This is a genomic window from Agromyces atrinae (genome assembly GCF_013407835.1).
Taxonomy (GTDB): domain Bacteria; phylum Actinomycetota; class Actinomycetes; order Actinomycetales; family Microbacteriaceae; genus Agromyces; species Agromyces atrinae.
In genome coordinates this window covers 2,724,609-2,739,294 of sequence record NZ_JACCBI010000001.1, presented here as the reverse complement: position 1 = coordinate 2,739,294, position 14,686 = coordinate 2,724,609, and the positions used below count along the sequence as shown (strand labels likewise).

Below are 14,686 nucleotides of genomic sequence, written 5' to 3'. Positions count from 1 at the left end.
GGGGTGAACACTCTGCATGACATCGATTCCCGCGGCTTCGCCTCCGACAACTACAGCGGAGTGCACCCCGACGTGCTCGCTGCTCTCGGGGCGGCGAACGGCGGCCACCAGGTCGCGTACGGCGGGGATGTCTACACGGAACGCCTGCAGGAGGTCATGAAGTCGCACTTCGGCGATGCCGCCGAGGCGTTCCCCGTCTTCAACGGAACGGGTGCGAACGTCACGGCGCTGCAGTCGATGCTGCCGCGCTGGGGCGCCGTCGTCGCGGCGTCGACCGCTCACATCAACGTCGACGAGGGCGGCGCGCCCGAGAAGGTCGGCGGGCTCAAGATCCTGAACGTGCCGACGACCGACGGCAAGCTCACCCCCGAACTCATCGACCGCGAGGCCTGGGGCTGGGGCGACGAGCACCGCGCGCAGCCGCTCGTCGTCTCGATCACGCAATCGACCGAACTCGGCACGGTGTACTCGATCGACGAGATCCGGGCGATCGCCGACCACGCCCACGCGAAGGGCATGCGCCTGCACGTCGACGGGGCCCGCCTCTCGAACGCGGCGGCCGCCCTCGACGCCCCCTTGCGGGCATTCACGACGGATGCCGGCGTCGACGTCGTCTCGTTCGGCGGCACCAAGAACGGGCTCATCTTCGGCGAGTCGATCGTCGTGCTCGACCCCGCGGCGGCCGACGGCCTCGTCTACCTCCGCAAGCTCAACATGCAACTCGCGTCGAAGATGCGCTTCGTCTCGGCGCAGATCATCGCGCTCCTCGAGGGCGACCTGTGGCTCGAGAACGCCCGCCACGCGAACGCCATGGCGACGCGTCTGCGCTCGGGCCTCGAGGCGGGCATCGCCGACGGCGGCTTCCCGGGCCTCGGGTTCACGCAGCCCACGCAGGCCAACGCCGTGTTCGCGACCCTGCCCGCCGGTGTCGCCGATCGCGTCCGCGAGCACGTGCGCTTCTACGACTGGGACGCCGCAGCCGGCGAGGTGCGCTGGATGTGCGGCTTCGACACGACGGCAGATGACGTCGACGCGTTCATCAGCGTCATCCGCCGCGAGCTCGGGGAATAGACCGCACGCCGCGACGTTGACTCCCACGGGTCATCGTTGCCCCGCCTCCCTCTGAAATCCTCGAGAAAGCCGCCACGATGACGCTCATCACCGACATCACCTCACGCCGCGCCGAGACCGACGCCGCCCTCATCCCCGCGCTCGTCGAGCGCTTCAGCCCGCGCGCGTACGACCCCGACGCCGTCATCTCCGACGAGACCGTCGCGACGATCCTCGAGGCCGCGCGCTGGGCTCCGTCGGCGAGCAACACGCAGCCGTGGCGCTTCGTCGTCGCACGCCGCGGCACGCCCGAGTTCACCACCGTGCACGACGGACTGCTCGGCTTCAACCAGGCATGGGCCGATTCGGCAGCCCTCCTCATCGTCAACATCATCCAGACGACCGACGCGAACGGCGCCGAGCTGCGCTGGGCCGAGTACGACCTCGGCCAGGCAGTCGCGCACCTCTCGGTGCAGGCTCAGCACGAGGGGCTGCACACCCACCAGATGGGCGGCATCGACGGCGACAAGCTGCGTGCGGCGTTCGGACTCGACGACAGCTTCCGCGTCGTCTCGGTCTCGGCGATCGGCGTGCTCGGCGACATCGACGCGCTCCCCGAGAAGCTGCGCGAGCGCGAGTCCGCGCCGCGCACGCGCCTCTCGCTCGACGAGATCGTCATCGCGGGCGCGTAGCGCTCGGCGCACCCCCAGACACGCGGATGCCGCGGGCGAATGAATCGCCCGCGGCATCCGTTCTCTGTTGCGGTTCTAGCTCTTCGTCTCTCGCGGCAGTGCCGGGACGATGGCCCGGAGCGCCCAGCCGAAGAGGAGGAAGAGGGCTCCGACGCCCGCGGCGAAGACCGCGATGCCGTAGGAGACGACGGACGTGAAGAGGGATGCCCGCAGGAAGGACGCGTTCATCACGGTCGCGCGCACGGGGTCTTCGCGGTCGAGCTCGGCGTAGGTCTTGCCGCCGCTCATCTCGAGCGCGTGGTGGTTGATGATGTCGGCCTGCACATACGCGGTGAGCGGGTCGCCGACGATCTGGCCCTGGAAGGCGATCGCGTCGTCGGGGATGACGATCTCCTCCGCTCGCAGCTGCGACGTGATGGCGATCCAGACGACGAGACCCGTGATGATGAGGAGCACCCCTCCGATGAGACCGGCGAGGCCGACGAGCCTGATCGCCTTCACCTGCCCGCCGCGGAGCACTGCAGTGCCGGTCTCGAATGTCGCGTTGTTCATGGTCGCCAACCCCTTATCTGGATAACTCCTGTGAGAGTTACTCTACAGCGTGTAGAGGAAGTTTCGCTACCACCGTCACCCCGGCACGACGAATCTCACGACCCCCAGGACGGCGCTGCGGGGAACGGCTCCGCCGCCCTCCGACGAGAGCTCGGTGCGCGAATCGTGCGACGCCGCACGGTTGTCGCCGACGAGCCAGAGCGACGAGTCCGGCACCGTGAGGTCGAACGGAATGGACCCGCCCGGGCGCTCGGCGTCGAACACGTAGTCCTCGTCGACCGGCTCCCCGTTGACGAGAAGGCGCAGCGTGCCGACCTCGCAGCACACCACGCGATCGCCGCCCACGGCGATGACGCGCTTCACGAGGTTCGCATCCGACGTCGTCGACCAGTCGGACGGGTCGGCCACGACGACGACATCCCCGCGCTGGGCGGGGAGCAGACGGTCGAAGACGACGGTGTCGCCCGACTCGAGCGTCGGCCGCATCGACTCGTGGTCCACGCGGCCCGTGCCGAACGAGAGGATGACGGCGAGGGCGATGACGGGCGGCGAGAGCGCGGCGATCAGACGCCCGACCCTCACTCGAGAGTCCCCGCGCTCAGGTCGTCGAGCATCGAGCGCATGGCCGTGATCTCGCGGTCCTGCTCGATCATGACGTGCTTGGCCGACGCTCTCGTGAAGAGGTTGTCGCCCTCCCGGACGACGAGCTCGGCCATCTCGAGCGCACCCTCGTGGTGCACGATCATGAGGTCGAGGAAGAGTCTCTGGGCGGCATCCCCCTCGGCGGCGCGCAGCTCGTCGAGCTGCTCGGGGGTGGCCATGCCCTTCATCGCGGAGTGGTCGGCGTGCGAGTCGCAGCCCGTGGGCGCATCGACCGTGACCGTCGTGGTCGACGTGCCGTGACCGGCGTGCGAGCCGGAACCCGCGGCCGGGACGGTGATCGTGCGGTCGGCGGCGACCCATGCGTCGCGCCACGCGAGCATCGCCGTGATCTCGCGCTCCTGGTCGACGATGATGAAGTCGGCGAGCGCGCGGAGGCGATCGCTCACGGCGGGCTCCTCGAGGATGATCTCGCTGAGCAGGAGCGCCTGTTCGTGGTGGGGCACCATGGCGTCGACGTAGCAGTAGTCGGCAGCGGCCGGGAAGGCGGGCGTCGACGCGACCGTACCGGCGCCCGAGGCCTGGACCGACGAGACATCCGGTCCGCCGATCATCGCGCGACCCACGACGACGGCGCTCAGGGCGGCGATCGAGAGGGCGATGACGGCTGCTGCGGCGGCGAGTCGGGGGCGTCGTGCCATGGTGTGCTCCGAGTTCGAAGAAGAGGGGATGCCGCGGGCGGGCGTGGCGGGGGAGGCCACGACCGCCCGCGGCGGATTCATCAGGCGGAGACGGTGGGGCTGTCTGCCTGGCGGCGACGCAGTCCCGCGAAGCCGAGGCCGGCTCCGGCGAGGAGCAGCAGAGCCGCGATCGACGCGAGGATGTTCGCGTTGGTACCCGTGGTGCTGAGCGATCCGATCACTCCCGCGACGGTCGCGCCGACGACGGTGAAGCTGCCCTCGGCGACCGTCGATGACGTCTGACCCGTGAGCACGAGCGAGTGCGAACCGGTCTCGAGCGAGGCGGGAACGACGAACTGGAACACCACGTCGCCGTCTTCATCGGCGATGTAGGTGCCGACGTCGATCGGGTCGGAGTGGAGCACGGCGCTCACCGACTCGCCGGGCGTGAAGCCCGATGCGGTGACCGACTGCGTTCCACCCGCGGTGACCTCCGACTGGCCGAACGAGACGGTTCCGGTCGGCGCGGGCGGCGTCGTCGGAGTGCCGGTGGGCGGCGTCGTCGGGTTGGTCGGGGTGGTCGGACCGCCGGTCGGCGGCGTCGTCGGGGTGTCCGTCGGCGGGGTCGTCGGCGTGCCCGTGGGCGGCGTCGTCGGCTCGGTCGTCGGGGTCGGCGTCGGGGTCGCGGTCGGCGTCGGGGTGACGACGGGGATGTTCGGGTTCGGAACACCACGCATGTCGCCGTTGACCCACTTGCGGCCCTCGGGAACGAGCGGGTTCTGAGCCGTCACGTCACGCGGGTAGAGCTTGAATCCCTGCCAGTGGATCGGCATGGGGCTCTGGTCCTCATCGCGGTTGATGTGGTGGAAGCCCACGTTGACCCAGGCGACGGGCTTCTCGAGGGTCTCGCCATCGGCGATGTAGTCGGTGACGCTCTGGTTCGCCTTCTGGGGAACCAGGTTGTACGACGCGTGGACCTCGTCGGGCTTCGCGCTCGTGAACGCGATGTCGTAGTCGGTCTCCGGGTTCAGGTTGTAGGCCTGGTCGCGGTTCATGATGATCTCGTACGAGCGCTCGTGGCCGTCGGCGTTGAGGCTCGACGGGTTCACGACGCGGTACGTCTCACGGTTCGCGACGAAGACCTTGCCCTCGGTCTCGACGGGGGTGACCGTCGTGTCGAGGATCGGGGTCTTGCCCGTGTCACCCGTCGTTCCGTACTCGCCGGTGAAGTTCGTGGCGAACTTCTCGACACGGTGCGACTCGGCGTTGTCGACGGCGAACTGCACGCGCCAGAAGGCGGAGTGGTAGTGGCTCACCGAGTAGTCGGTCGCCCCTTCGCCGATCGGCCAACCCTGGTTGACGACGTTCGTGTAGTCGTTCGGCGAGAGGTCACCCGTCGCGCCGAGACGCACGTCGATCTCGCCGTCGTCGTGGAAGCGGTACTCGGTGATGTACTCGTACCAGCCGATGCGCGACGTCGAGTGCAGCACGAGATCGGTGCCCTGAGCCGCGTAGAGCGCGTCGTTCGTGATGTTCGAGCGGTACGCGATGCCCGAGTCCTCTTCGCTGATGCAGACGGCGGGGATGACGCCGCGGTTGGCGTCGACCCACGAGGTGCGGATCTCACCGGTGGGGCAGTCGACCTGCTGAAGGGCCTGCAGGCGACGACCGCCGACCTGGTAGGTCGTGACGTCGTTGTACTCGGTGACACCCGTGTCGTAGGGCACGTTGAGCTGTCCGAGCGTGATCGAGTCGAGCACCATCATGGGTGCCGACTCGTCGCGGGGCTGGTAGGCCACCTTGTCGAGGACGAGTCCACGGTAGGTGTCGATGCGCCAGCACATCTCCCACGCGGAGCCGGCGACGAGGGTCTTCTTGACGAGGGAGCCGCCGGAGCACGATGCCTCGGTGACGGTTTGCGCGCTCGCGGCCGTCGGCACCATCAGCAAGCCTGCTGCGGCGACGACGGTCGCCGTGGCGAGCGTGGCGAAACGTTTGATCATTGATGTCTCCTGGGTCATCGGACGGGAAGAACGGTCTGGGTGGACAGGTTGACGACGAACATGCTCGTCGTCAGGTACGGACCGCCGGTCACCTGAGCGAGCACCTGGACGCAGCGGTCGACACCGCACGTCTCGGCGCCGAACGAGGCGGCGTCGGTCGTGAAGGAGTGCGCGGTCAGCTCGACGGCACCGGGGACGTTCGTGAGGGGCGTGCCGGTGACGGCCTCGTACTCGCCACCGAGAGCGGCGGCCGCTTCGGCGTCGGCGAGCATGAGCTCCCACGCGAGGTTCGTCTCGGCGTCGGTCGGAGCGGGCTGCGAGTTCGACCCGCGCTGCACCTCCTCGACCGTTCCGGCCGTGACGTTGACGACGAAGTTGACGAGTTCGTTCGTCGCGTAGTCGTAGTACAGCAGCGTGAGTCGGCGCTGGCCGTCGGAGTAGAACGTCGGGTCGGCGACATCCGTCGAGAGGTACTGGAGGCCCGCTCCACCGAAGACGTCGGCGCCCTCGGTGAAGTCGGTCGTGAGGCTCACGAGGTGACGGACGTACGAGACCTCGTCGCCCGACAGCTGGTCGTAGGCGGCGGGGATCGCGGCGGGGGCCGCGACGCTCTCGACCTTCTCGGGGGCGTTCTCGTCGGTCGACTCGGCGGCGATGACACCCGTGGGTGAACCCTGCCCCGAGTCGCCGGTCGCCTGGACGGCGACCTGCGTGGCGACGGCGAGGATGATGACGGCGCCGGCGGCCGAAGCGGCCGAGGCGATGCCGAGTCCCTTGGCGGTCAATCGCGATCGCGATCGACCCTCGGCCGTTTCGGCGGCCTCGGAACCGGGCGGGGGTTGCTGTGTTCTTCTCACACGGCATCCTTTCGGTGTGGTGCGGGTGGGCGACCGGAAGACCCGGCGATGTGAGGCCCACTCAATCGACGGCGTGTTTCAGGCCGATTGCCGAGCCGGAAAGTTCGTGAACGATTCTGTGGACGCCGTGAGACGAACGGCCGTTCGGTGTATCACCCCGCGTCACACGGCCGAAATACGGGCGACGTGGCACGGCAACGACCTCTCCCTAAGGTGTGGGAACGAGAGAGGAGGGACGCGTGACGGCACTCGAACGGGCCATCGCCGAGCGCACCCCGCTCCCGGGTCTCGCGACCACCTCTCCGCTGCACGGTCTGCGCCGGCGATCCGTCGGGTCGTGGGACGTCGTCGCGCAGTCGGTCGCCGCTGTCGCCCCCGCGGGCGTCGTGCTCGTCAGCCCGGCATCCCTCGGTCAGACCGCCGGCTCGTTCGCCTTCCTCGATCTCGCCGTCACGGTCGTCATCATCGTGCTGCTCGCCGCGACGATCTCGGTCTTCGCGAGGCGCATGGCGAGCACGGGCTCGCTCTACACCTTCGTCTCGCGCGGCCTCGGACCGACGCTCGGCATCATCGCGGGCACGGCCCTCGCGCTCGGCTATGCGGCCATCGCCATCTCGACGCTCGTCGGGGCGTCTCGGCGCACCGTGGGCCTCATCGGTCGAGCGACCGGCGACGCCCCACCGACGTGGATCCTCCCCGTCGTCATCGCCGTCTTCGCGATCCTCATCGGCTCGGTGATCGTGTGCGGTCTGCGCCCCTCGACCCGCATCATGCTCGTCATCGAGATCGCCGCGGTCGCCACGATCCTCGCCCTCTCGATCGTCGTCTTCATCAGTACGGGCTGGAACGTCGGTGCCCTCGTGCCCGACGTGAGCGAACCGTTCAGCGTCAGCACGGTTCTCTCCGGCGTCGGTATCGCCCTCATCGCCTTCGTCGGCTTCGAGAGCGGCACGGCACTCGGCCCCGAGAGCAAGCGCCCGCTCGCGACCATCCCGCGTGCGCTCATGTGGACGGTCATCGCCGTCGGCGTCGTCTATCTCGTCGGCGCCGCGGCCCAGATCTCGGGCGATGCGGCGATCGAGGGTTCGGGGGCCGAGGGCGAACTGCCCCTCGCGCGCCTCGTCGAGTCCGCCGGCTTCGCGGGCGCCGCTCCCCTCATCGACCTCATCATCGCCCTGTCGTTCCTCGCGTGCTCGCTCGCGACGACGACGGCGCTCGTCCGCCTCTGCTTCGCGCTCAGCCGCGAGGGTCTCCTGCCCGACGTCTTCGGTCGCACGTCGATGCGGTTCGGCACACCGGCTCCCGGTGCCGTCATCCTCACGACGGGTGTCGCCGCCGTTCCGCTCGTCTGGATCGTCGTGTCGGGCAGCGCCGACGGCATCCGTTCGTTCACGACTCCCTCGGCGATCGTCGGGTACGTCGGCGCCTACGTGCTCGTGTGCATCGCGACGCCGGTCTTCCTCGTGAAGATCGGTGAGTTCACGTGGCGCGCGGCCCTCCCCGCGATCCTCGCGGGCACGGCTCTCGGTGCGGCCCTCGTCCACGACGTGGCGACGAAGATGACGACGGATGCCACGGGCGCGGTCATCGGTCTGGCCATCGCGATCGTGACGGCGACGATCTGTCTCGTGCGCGTGCGACGCCGCCCCGAGCTGCGTGCCCACCTCGGCCTGTACGACAGCCCCGTGGCCTCGGACTCGATCGGCGGCGTCCCCGCCGCGCCGAAGAAGTGAGCCGGTGATGCCTGCGATCGAGTCCGACAACGCCGCCCCGACGCTTCCCCGCGCAAACAACATCGCCCTCGCGCTCGAGATCCTGGAGCAAGTCGCCCGCTCACGCACGGGGGTATCGGCGAACGACATCTCCCGCGCCCTGTCGGTGCCGCGCGCGACCGTCTACCGCGTCGTCAACTCGCTCGTGCAGGACGAGTTCCTGCTGCGCCGCCCTGATCTGCAGGGGTTCATCCTCGGTGCGCGGGTCGTCGAACTCGCGCACCTCGTGACCGTGCCGACGCAGCCGTCGCGGCGCGAGAGCGTCATCTCCGACCTGCGGCGCACGACGGGCGAGACGATCCACGTCGCGCGTTTCGACGACACCCGCATCCGCATCGTCGACGAAGACCCGGCGCGGCCGCTCTCCGACTCCGAACGCGTCGCGAGCGAGCCCGGCGTCTCGGCCATCGGACACCTCCTCCTCGCCGAGCTCCCCCGTCGCCGTGCGGCGACGCTCGGCCGCCTGCCCGCCGACGAGATCGACGAGATCGCCGCGGCTCTCGCCGTGCGCGACTACACGCAGCAGATCGGCCTGCTCGCCCCCGATCGCGCGTGCATGGCCGTCGCCGTGCGCGAGGGCGACGGCACCCTCATCGGGGCGATCGCCCTCTCGACGAGCGTCGCCCGCATCTCGACCGCCGTACGTCACCTCGCCGCGCTGCGTCAGGCCGCGGCATCCCTCGCGGAGTCCGTGCCGAGTCGGTGAGGCGGGCACGCCATCGTTCTTCATACAGTCTCCGGCGCACGGCGACATGGCTATGCTGTGGAGGATTTCCTACTCCGCCGCAGGGATGTTCGTGCGGCCTTCGCCTGAAAGGTCCCGACGGATGCCTCGATCACGCGCGCTGAGAGTCACGCTGCTCACCGGAACTCTGGCCGCGTTGCTCGTCGCCACAGGCCTGATGCCGATCGCGCCGAGCCCCGCAGAAGCCTCCACGGGCGGGCTCACCATCAGCGGACGCATCGTGGCAGCGCCGTCATCAACGCAGGCCGTCGAGCACTATGACTTCTCTGTCAGCCTGAGAGGTGGCGGCACGGACGAGTACGTCGCGTACGAGCAATTCCGCGGCGCCGACTTCTCGATCAACGCGCCAAGGGCCGGAACATACACTCTCAGAATCGGCTCAGTCTCGACCGACGAACCGTCGCCGTGGGTCGGCGCGTGGTTCGGTGACACCCCGTTCTCCTGGCACGCCACCGCGATCACCGTCGACGGTACGACGCCGGTCACGGGCCTCGTCGTCACCGTCGCCCAGGCGTCGTCGGTGAGCGGCGAGATCACCGCGCCCCCGGCGGGCCTCAACTACGGCCTTACGGCCTCCGCGTACCTGCACGACCCGGTGACAGGCGGATATGAGTTCGTCACCATGGCTCAGCGGGACTTCAACGGCCCCTACACGATCCACGGCCTACCTCGAGGAAAGTACCTGATCCACTTCAGTCACTCCGGCGAGGGAGGTGCCAGCGGTCAGCGGACAGCGTATCCCTCGGAGTTCTACCCCGGGTCGCGGTATCTGGACAAGGCCCGACTCGTCGACGTGGGTGCCGCGAGCGACGTCACGGGCATCGACGGCGCACTCGACTACTGGTCGTTCGATGTCGGGCGCACGGCTGGTGCGACTCGCTACGAGACCGCGGTCCGACTGTCAGCAGCAGAGTTCACACCGGGGGTCGCCGCCGTCTACCTCGCCAGCGGCACCGCCTGGGCCGATGCCCTGAGCGCGGCCCCGGCGGCGGCGCACCGCGACAGCCCTCTTCTCCTGACCGCACCGAACGGTGTGCCGACCGTCGTCCTGTCGGAGCTCGCCCGCCTGAGGCCCGCAGAAGTCGTCGTCGCGGGAGGACCGGGCGCGGTGTCGAACTCGGTGGTGACCTCTCTCCGAGCGGAAGGCTTCGCCGTGCGCCGTGTCGCGGGCGCGGATCGCTATGAGACGTCTCGCAGGCTCGCGGCGGACGCGTTCGCGAACGCGCCGAAGGGCCGGCAGGTGTGGCTCGCGACCGGCCGTGGTTTCGCGGATGCGCTCAGTGCAGCCGCCGATGCCGGCCGTCGTGGCGGCCCACTGGTCCTCGTCGACGGAGAGTCACGGGCCATCGACGCGGCGACGCTGAGCACGCTCACCGATCTCCGCGTCGCCGAGTTGTCGATCGCGGGAGGACCGGCTGCGATCAGCGAGAGATATGCGGCGTCTCTGCCGCCCGCATTCCGCGGTGTATCGGTGCATCGTTACGGAGGCTCGGACCGGTACGAGACGAGCCGCCTCATCGCCGATCAGTCCTTCTCGTCGACCTTCTCGTCTCCCGGGCGCGCGTTCCTCGCCATGGGAACCGACTTCGCTGACGCACTCGCCGCAGCTCCGATCGCGGGTTCGTCGGGCTCGCGTCTCGTGTTGGTTCCCGGAAGCTGCATTCCCGCCGCCACCCGCACGACCCTGATCGAGCGCGGCTCCTACAACATCCGACTCGTCGGCGGCCCGGGCGTCCTGGGCGAGGGCGTGCAGAACATGAGCACGTGCTGAACCGATAGGAGCGAGGGGCGCGTCGTCGGCTCAGCGACCCGCACGACGGCGGCGCGCTCGCGCGGCGAAGGCGTCGAGCGCGGTGAGGATCTCGCTCGCCTGCCAGATGCGGTTGCGGCGCCCGGCGCTCGTCTGAGACAGCACGCCTGCCTCGACGAGTCGCCCGATCGCCGTGTCGGCTGCCTGCTCGCTCACGCCCAACTCGCGCGCGACCCGGCCGACCGTGACGACAGGCTGGCGCAGCAGGAGCCGCTTGAGGCCGTGCGCGGACGAGTCCGCGCGGGCTCGGACGACGGCATCCCAACGCTCGGCGATCGCCGTGATGTCCTTCTCGAGCGCCCGCCCGTTGCCGACCGCCGCGAATGCCGCATCCGAGAGCGCTTCGACGATCGGCGCGGCGTCACCGGCTCGATACGACGTCAGCGCGCCGAAGTACCCCTCGGTATCACCCAACAGGCCCGCCGAGACGGGCACCGTGACGTTCGTCGTCACTCCGGTCGCGCGCAGCATGCCCTGCACGAGCGCACGACCGGTGCGGCCGTTGCCGTCGGGGAACGGATGGATGGTCTCGAACTGAGCGTGCGCGATCGCGATCTGAGCGATGACGGGCAGATCGGCGCGTCGTGCGAACTGCATCACGTCGTCCATCAGAGGCGGAACCCGATCGTGATGCGGAGGGACGAAGACGGCGCCGTGCGGTGAGACGGCGCCGCCGCCGATCCACACCTGCTCGTCTCGCCACCGCCCGACGATCTCGGGTCGGGAGCGTTCGAGCAGCGCTCGGTGCATCGTGAGCACGGCCTGGGTGTCGAGGTCATCCGCGAGCGCGATCGCAGCCTCCATGGCGGCCACGTTGTCGACGACGAGGTTCGCGTTGATCGACGTCGAACCACCGATCTCGGCGAGGGCGACCTGCTTGGCGCTCGAGGTCAGGTTCTCGACCTCGGAGCTCGAGGCGCTCTCACTCCGGAGCAGGATCGGCGCGAACGCTGCGAGCATGGTTCCCGCCTCGGCGTCGAAGCGGGTCAGTTCCCGGCCAGCGTCCTCCGATGCGGCGAGGAGATCAGCGGGCAGCGCAAAGCTGCGCTCGGCGATGAGGGGTGGCACTGCGGCATCGTATGGGCCGGATGCCGCGCGCAACCGCCGACGGGAAGCGACCTCGTCACCGGATCGTTCCCAGGGGCGCGGTTCATACGTGGTCACCGGCCATTCGACGCGCATCTCCGAACGATCAACGTTGTCCATGACTCCTCCATACCCAAGGTTAGCGCTTTATCCTTGGGTATGGACGAGCGGCGGCACCGCTTCGGTGCCGCCGCCCGCGCAGATCACGTGTACCAGGTGGGCTCCGGAACCTCGTTGAGCAACGTGTAGACACCGACCTCGCGCCGCTTGTACGGCAGCGGGTCGTGCAGGCTGTGCGTGCGCAGGTTGCGCCAGTGGATGTCGAGGCCGACGGCGTTCGCCGACGCACGAGCACCCGTCAGTTCGAAGACCTTCGTCGCGAGTTCGAGGCCGTCCTCGATGATGCGCGCCTTCGCCGCGGCGATGCGCACCGCGACATCCCCTCGAGCACGCGCCGTGAGCTCTTCGCGCGGGGCGTGCAGGAGCGCCGAGATCTCGTCGCCGACCTGGTCGATGAGCGCGGCATCGGCCCACAGCTTCGACTGCAGCTGACCGTAGCCCTCGAGGATGTACCACTCGTCGGTCGCGCGCGCCTTGTCGTCGCCGCCGTACGGCCACGCCCGCGTGTTCTCGCGGGTGTACGACGCCGCCCGCTCGAGCGCACCCTCGGCGATGCCCAGGTAGAAGTTCGTGAAGACGAGTTGGATCGCCGGCACGTTGAGCGTGTTGTAGACGAGCGGCTGGAAGACGCGGTCGACGAACCCGGCCGCCGCCTCCCACGGCACGCGCACGCCGCGGATCTCGACCGAGCCCGACTCGGTGAGGCGCTGGCCGAGGCTGTCCCAGTCGTGCCCGAAGACGATGCCCGGCTGATCGGTCGGCACGATCGCGAACACATGCGTCTCGGTGCCGTCGAGCACGCCCTCGAGCACGGTCAGGTCGCTCACCACACCGCCCGTCGAGAACGACTTCGACCCCGTGAAGACGAGCTCGTCGCCGTCTTCGGTGATCACGAGGTCGGAGTCGCGCGGGTTCACCGCGCCGCCGAAGAGCAGGTTCTGCTCGGTGTAGAGCTGCTCGACGGCGCTGATCTGCGCGTCGGTCGCGACGAGCCGCGCGGCCCACGCCCACAGGTAGTGGTACCCGAGCAGCTGCCCGATCGATCCATCGCCGCGCGCGACGATGCGGATGACGCGGTACGCCGTCGCCCAGTCCTGCCCGCCTCCGCCGTGCTCGGTGGGCCCGAGCAGCGTAACGAGACCCGAGGCCTTGAGCAGAGCGACCTCGGCGTGCGGCGGAGCCCCCGCACGGTCGCGCTCGACGGCGTCGGCGGCGAGGATGTCGGAGACCTCCTCCGCGCGCAGGATCCAGCCCGCGCTATCCTGTGGGCGGGTTGCGTCTCGCCAACGGTCGGTGACCGTCTCGGATGTCGCTGATGTCAGAGTCATGATGTTCCTTTCGGTGTCGCTGGCGGGTGATGCTGTCGTCTCGACGGGTCCAGCCGTCGAGCGGGTTCGGTTCTCGCTCACACGGAAGCGGGGCGCAGCCCTTCTCCCGTGCGATCGAGTTCGGCGTCGAGCTCGGCTTCGAGCTCGCGCACGATCGGGATGACGTCGGTGCCGAAGCGCTCCACCTCTTCGATGAAGTGCAGGAATCCGAGGAGGAAGAGGTCGACGCCGCGCTTCTTGTACTCGATGATCCGACGAGCGACCTGCTCGGGGTCGCCGATGAGCTGGGTGCGGAATCCGTCGTTGTACTGCACGAGGTCTTCGAAGGTCGAGTCGGCCCACATGCCCTTCTTGTCGGCCGTCGCCGGCCCGGCCTGCTGCACCGACTTCCGGAACCCTTCGACGGATGCCTCGTCGGCCTGGGCGATGATCTCACGCAGCTGTTCGCGCGCCTCGGCCTCGGAGTCGCGCACGATGGCGAAGCCGTTGAGACCGAACCGGACCGTGCGGCCGTGCTCGGCGGCGACGCTCGTGACGTCGTCGTACTGCTCGGTGAACCCGTCGAAGTCCTTGCCGTTCGAGAAGTACCAGTCGGAATGCGCGCCGCCGTTGAAGCGTGCGGCGGTCGAGTTGCCGCCCTGGAAGATCTCGGGGTGCGGACGACCCTCGACGGAGTAGGGGCCGGGGCGCAGGCTGAAGTCGTTGACGCGGTAGAAGTCGCCGGCGAACTCGAAGTTCTCCTGCGTCCAGAGGCCGCGCAGCACCTCGATGAACTCGGCCGACCGACGGTAGCGCTCGTCGTGCTCGAGCCACGGCAGGCCGAGCTTCGTGTACTCGTCCTTGAACCAGCCCGACACGACGTTGACGGCGGCCCGGCCCTTCGAGAACTGGTCGGCGGTGAGGATGAACTTCGCGAGCACGGCCGGCTCCCACAGGCCGGGGTGCACGGCGGCGATGACCTTGAGCTTCTCGGTCGCGAGCAGCAGGGCGAGGCTGATCGACGTCGACTCGTGCTGCTGGGCGGCACCGTAGCTCGAGAGGTACCGCACCTGGCTGAGGGCGTACTCGAAGCCGACGCGCTCGGCGGTCTGCGCGAGCTTCACGTTGTAGTCGTAGTCCCACGACGTGCGCTGCTCGATGTTCGAGACGACGAGGCCGCCCGAGACATTGGGGACCCAGTAGGCGAACTTCAGGGGTTCGCGCGAGATGCGCGAGGTGGGCGAATCGGACATGAGAGCTCCTCAGGACGAACGACAGTGAGCATCAGCATGAGCGAACGCGCATCGGATCGGAACAGTCGTTACGCGCCATGACTTCTTGTTGCGCGCAACCGCCCGTTCGGGGGCATGACGAGGCGTTCTGCGCGCCAGTACTCTGAAACGTTCTATGCG

Annotated in this window: 13 protein-coding genes; 5 read left to right on the top strand and 8 right to left on the bottom strand. The window is 69.0% G+C overall.

Annotated elements, in window-relative coordinates; all coding sequences use genetic code 11:
• Positions 1-3 precede the first annotated feature (3 nt).
• Positions 4-1,071 carry a threonine aldolase family protein gene (locus BJ972_RS12825; protein WP_129172086.1) on the top strand — a complete coding sequence of 356 codons (1,068 nt, stop codon included), beginning with the start codon at positions 4-6 and terminating at the stop codon, positions 1,069-1,071.
• 77 nt (positions 1,072-1,148) lie between these two features.
• Positions 1,149-1,742 (top strand): nitroreductase family protein, encoded by a 594-nt coding sequence (locus BJ972_RS12820; RefSeq protein WP_129172087.1) that lies wholly within the window; start codon positions 1,149-1,151, stop codon positions 1,740-1,742.
• A gap of 75 nt (positions 1,743-1,817) precedes the next feature.
• Here BJ972_RS12820 and BJ972_RS12815 read toward each other — a convergent pair whose 3' ends face one another.
• The 5 genes from BJ972_RS12815 to BJ972_RS12795 all read right to left on the bottom strand — a co-directional run bounded on the left by BJ972_RS12815 (position 1,818) and on the right by BJ972_RS12795 (position 6,362).
• A complete protein-coding gene (locus BJ972_RS12815) occupies positions 1,818-2,294 on the bottom strand; it encodes an aromatic ring-opening dioxygenase LigA (RefSeq protein WP_129172088.1) in 477 nt (158 codons plus the stop codon).
• A gap of 75 nt (positions 2,295-2,369) precedes the next feature.
• On the bottom strand, positions 2,370-2,876 hold the full coding sequence (gene lepB / locus BJ972_RS12810; RefSeq protein WP_129172089.1) for a signal peptidase I: 507 nt from the start codon (positions 2,874-2,876) through the stop codon (positions 2,370-2,372).
• Positions 2,873-3,595 carry a DUF305 domain-containing protein gene (locus BJ972_RS12805; protein WP_129172090.1) on the bottom strand — a complete coding sequence of 241 codons (723 nt, stop codon included), beginning with the start codon at positions 3,593-3,595 and terminating at the stop codon, positions 2,873-2,875. Before BJ972_RS12805 ends, lepB begins: the two co-directional genes overlap by 4 nt.
• Positions 3,596-3,675: 80 nt before the next feature.
• Positions 3,676-5,577, bottom strand: a complete 1,902-nt coding sequence (locus tag BJ972_RS12800; RefSeq protein WP_164989838.1) for a copper amine oxidase — start codon at positions 5,575-5,577, stop codon at positions 3,676-3,678.
• A gap of 14 nt (positions 5,578-5,591) precedes the next feature.
• Positions 5,592-6,362: a hypothetical protein gene (locus tag BJ972_RS12795; RefSeq protein WP_129172092.1), complete on the bottom strand. Its 771-nt coding sequence runs from the start codon at positions 6,360-6,362 to the stop codon at positions 5,592-5,594.
• 311 nt (positions 6,363-6,673) lie between these two features.
• Between BJ972_RS12795 and BJ972_RS12790 the strand changes: the two genes are divergently transcribed.
• The 3 genes from BJ972_RS12790 to BJ972_RS12780 all read left to right on the top strand — a co-directional run bounded on the left by BJ972_RS12790 (position 6,674) and on the right by BJ972_RS12780 (position 10,722).
• On the top strand, positions 6,674-8,167 hold the full coding sequence (locus BJ972_RS12790) for an APC family permease (protein WP_164989839.1): 1,494 nt from the start codon (positions 6,674-6,676) through the stop codon (positions 8,165-8,167).
• 7 nt (positions 8,168-8,174) lie between these two features.
• A complete protein-coding gene (locus BJ972_RS12785; protein ID WP_129172094.1) occupies positions 8,175-8,912 on the top strand; it encodes an IclR family transcriptional regulator in 738 nt (245 codons plus the stop codon).
• Positions 8,913-9,033: 121 nt separating this feature from the next.
• Complete coding sequence (locus BJ972_RS12780; protein ID WP_164989841.1) at positions 9,034-10,722, top strand: cell wall-binding repeat-containing protein; 1,689 nt, start codon at positions 9,034-9,036, stop codon at positions 10,720-10,722.
• A gap of 30 nt (positions 10,723-10,752) precedes the next feature.
• Here BJ972_RS12780 and BJ972_RS12775 read toward each other — a convergent pair whose 3' ends face one another.
• From BJ972_RS12775 to sfnG, 3 genes are all read right to left on the bottom strand, one after another.
• Positions 10,753-11,829 carry a Fic family protein gene (locus BJ972_RS12775; protein ID WP_241830664.1) on the bottom strand — a complete coding sequence of 359 codons (1,077 nt, stop codon included), beginning with the start codon at positions 11,827-11,829 and terminating at the stop codon, positions 10,753-10,755.
• Between the two features lie 221 nt (positions 11,830-12,050).
• Positions 12,051-13,295, bottom strand: a complete 1,245-nt coding sequence (locus BJ972_RS12770; RefSeq protein WP_129172097.1) for an acyl-CoA dehydrogenase family protein — start codon at positions 13,293-13,295, stop codon at positions 12,051-12,053.
• 77 nt (positions 13,296-13,372) lie between these two features.
• Entirely contained in the window at positions 13,373-14,527 is a 1,155-nt protein-coding gene (gene sfnG / locus BJ972_RS12765) for a dimethylsulfone monooxygenase SfnG (protein WP_129172098.1), read from the bottom strand.
• Positions 14,528-14,686 lie beyond the last annotated feature (159 nt).